This is a genomic window from Streptomyces murinus (assembly GCF_002154555.1).
Lineage (GTDB): Bacteria > Actinomycetota > Actinomycetes > Streptomycetales > Streptomycetaceae > Streptomyces > Streptomyces murinus.
Map to the genome: position 1 here is coordinate 1 of NZ_MUNF01000413.1, position 2,573 is coordinate 2,573.

General features: G+C 74.9%; 2 protein-coding genes. Both read right to left on the reverse strand.

The features are described 5' to 3' along the window. Window positions 1-182 precede the first annotated feature (182 nt). Entirely contained in the window at window positions 183-1,433 is a 1,251-nt protein-coding gene (locus CCN72_RS24275; RefSeq protein WP_086809568.1) for an MFS transporter, read from the reverse strand. Further along, a partial coding sequence (locus CCN72_RS40790) for a GNAT family N-acetyltransferase (protein WP_244174431.1) occupies window positions 1,430-2,573 on the reverse strand: 1,144 nt, incomplete at its 5' end. The genes CCN72_RS24275 and CCN72_RS40790, both read right to left, overlap by 4 nt.

Consider the following 2,573-nt stretch of genomic DNA (forward strand, 5'->3'; position numbering starts at 1 on the left):
ACGGCTGCTAGGGCCTGTCTGACAATTCCCGTCGTCGCCCGGAGGGCGGCCGCGCGGCGTCAGGTGCGTGCTCTCGGGGTGCCGGGCGTAGGCCCTCGTACTGGACGTACTTGGGTCTGCGCCCGGTGCCGCGAGAGTGCGTGCATGGCGTCGCGCGGCAGACGGGAATTGTCAGACAGGCCCTAGGCCGACATCGTCCGGATGCCCTTGCTGACGGTGGCCGTCACCGCGGCGACCACGACCAGGGCCGGGAAGACCAGCATGGCCGGTCCCGGACTCCAGTGGGCCAGTAGGGCGCCGGCCAGGACGGGGGCGAGGGCGGCGGCCGAGCCGGCGGCGAGCAGGACGCCACTGACCACGCGGCCCTGCAAGTGGTCGGGGGTGACGGCGGCCTGGTGGCCGAAGAGGGTGGCGTTCGCGGTGGGGCCGAGGAAGACAGCGGCGGCCAGCGGCACCGCGGCCAGGACGGAGCCGGACAGCAGCGTGCTGACGGCCATCAGCGCGGCGGTCGCCCAGCACAGCAGGGTGATCAGGACGGGCAGCCGCAGACGCCGCTGGAGTGCCGGGGCGGCGAAGGCCCCAAGGAGGCCGCCGAGCGCGAAGATCGCACCGGCGAGACCCACCAGGACCGGTGCGACGCCCGCCCGGCGCAGGGCGAGGGTCATCGCGAAGATCATGCCGGTGAAGGCCATGTTCAGCGGAGCGGCGATCGCCGGCAGGGCCCGCAGGAACGGATGCCCCAGCAGGAAGCGCAGCCCCTCCGCGGTGGACGCGCCGATGGGCGCCGCCACCTCCTTGCGGGGCTCCTGAAGCGGTCGCCTGATCCAGCAGACGGCCGCCAGGGACACCAGGAAGCTCAGCGCGTTGCCCAGGAAGGGCAGGAACCGGCCGAGCCCGAACAGCATGCCGCCCAGCGGTGGTCCGGCCAGCGACACGCCGTAGGTCCGTGCCTCGTTGCGGGCGACGGCGGAGGCGAGCTGGTCCGGGCGGACCAGGCTGCGCACCGAGGCGTGCTCGGCGGTGCTGAAGACGGCGGTGGCGGCGGAGCCGGCGATCACCACCGCGAGGATCACCGGCAGGCGGGCGGTGCCCGTCAGGACCGCCCAGCCGAGCAGGGCGTACACGGCGATCCGCAGCGCGTCGCAGACGATCATCAGTCGGCGCCGGTCGAACCGGTCGGCGAGGACACCGGCCGGCAGTCGGCACACCAGGGTGGTGACGAGCCCGGCGGTGCCGACGACCCCGGCCCGCGTCGGGGACCCGGTCTGCTGCAACACCAGCAGGGGGAGGGCCAGGTCGACCATGGCGCCGCCCAGGTCGGACAGGGACTGTCCGGTCCACAGCAGGTTGAAGTCGCGGTTGCGCCACAGCCCCGGCCGCGGGCCGGTGTCCGCGACCCCGGCGGTCTCCTCGGCGACCGGCGGCCGACTCATCCCACCTCCCCGGCACTCGCCGCCCCGGCCAGGCCTTCGCCGCCCGGCGCTCCAGCCAAGCCCTCGCCGCTCGCCACCCCGGCCAAACCTTGGCCGGTCGCTGCCCCAGCCAGGTCCTCGCCACCCGGCGCTCCGACCAAGCCCTCCCCGGTCGCCGCCCCAGCCGAGACCGTGACACCCGGCGCTCCGGTCAAGCCCTCCCCGCTCGCCGTCCCGGCCAAATACTGTCCGGTCGCCGCCCCGGCCAGGCCCTCGCCGCCCGGCGCTCCGGCCGACCCCTCGCCGCTTGCCGCTCCGGCCAAGCCCTGGCCGTTCGCCACCCCAGCCAGGTCCTCTCCGCTCGCCACCTCGGCCAGGTCCTCGTCACTCGCCACCCCGGCCAAGCCCTCCCCGGTCGCCACCCCAGCCAGGTCCTCGCCATGCGCCGCCCCCGCCGAGCCCGGCGCTCCGGTCAGGCCCTCGGCACCCCGCGCTCCGGCGGGCGCCGGGCCGTCCGTCGGGCCGGTTCCGGGCGCCAGGGTCTGCGCGGTGGCCTCGACGGCCGTACGCGAGGCCCCTTCCGACCCGCCCGCCGCCGTGGGGATGACCAGCAGCTTCGTCACCGAGCCGTCGTCGCCGACGACATCGCGCAGATGGCGGAAGCCCAGGCGGCGGCACATGGCCAGGCTGGCGGTGTTCTCGGCGCCGACCATGCCGTACGCCTCGGTGAGGCCGAGGTTCTCGGCGGCGTGCCGGAGCAGGCCGCGGACCGCCTCGCCGCCCAGCCCCTGACCCCAGTAGCCGGGGGCGAGGGCGGTGACGAGTTCATGGCCCTCGACGTTGCCGGTCGGCTTCACCTCGGCGTGGCCGATGTAGCGGCCCGCCAGCCACAGGCCCCAGACGTCGAACCGTCCCTGGGGGTAGATGTCGGTGAGGATGGCGCGGAACACCTCGCGGATCTGCGGTTCGGGCACGAGGTCCTGGCCCATCCAGCGGCACACCTCCTCGTCGCGCAGCAACTCGACGAAGACGTCCTCGTGTTCTGGCCGGTACGGGAGGAACTCCAGGCGTTCGGTGCGCAGTTCGGGGGTCATGACGGGCTCCTCGGGGAGTTGCGGTGCGGTGAGGGCCGAGGGCGGTGGGGCGCCGGTGCGGCGGTTC